Genomic DNA, 677 nt, shown 5'->3' on the forward strand with positions numbered 1-677 from the left:
CTTTGTGATTCATGACTGGGGTGAAGTCGTAACAAGGTAACCGTAGGGGAACCTGCGGTTGGATCACCTCCTTACCTTAAAGAACCTGCCTTTGTAGTGCTCACACAGATTGTCTGATGAAAAGTAAATAGCAAGGCGTCTTGCGATTGAGACTTCAGTGTCCCCTTCGTCTAGAGGCCCAGGACACCGCCCTTTCACGGCGGTAACAGGGGTTCGAATCCCCTAGGGGACGCCACTTGCTGGTTCGTGAGTGAAAGTCACCTGCCGACATATCTCAAAACTCATCTTCGGGTGACGTTTGAGATATTTGCTCTTTAAAAATCTGGATCAAGCTGAAAATTGAAACGACACACAGTTAATGTGTGTTCGAGTCTCTCAAATTTTCGCAAACCGGTGATGAATCGAAAGAAACATCTTCGGGTTGTGAGGTTAAGCGACTAAGCGTACACGGTGGATGCCCTGGCAGTCAGAGGCGATGAAGGACGTGCTAATCTGCGAAAAGCGCCGGCGAGGTGATATGAACCTTTGACCCGGCGATGTCCGAATGGGGAAACCCAGTGTGTTCCGACACACTATCGTTAACTGAATACATAGGTTAACGAGGCGAACCGGGGGAACTGAAACATCTAAGTACCCCGAGGAAAAGAAATCAACCGAGATTCCCCCAGTAGCGGCGA

1 tRNA gene and 2 rRNA genes are annotated in these 677 nt (G+C 49.3%); all 3 read left to right on the top strand.

Annotation, left to right across the window (positions count from 1 at the left end):
* A 16S ribosomal RNA gene (locus AC6BYQ_RS28515) occupies positions 1–74 on the top strand; the annotation flags it as partial.
* Between the two features lie 85 nt (positions 75–159).
* Positions 160–235, top strand: a tRNA-Glu gene (locus AC6BYQ_RS28520).
* A gap of 192 nt (positions 236–427) precedes the next feature.
* A 23S ribosomal RNA gene (locus AC6BYQ_RS28525) occupies positions 428–677 on the top strand; the annotation flags it as partial.

The organism is Serratia sp. LTN-2 (assembly GCF_059740205.1).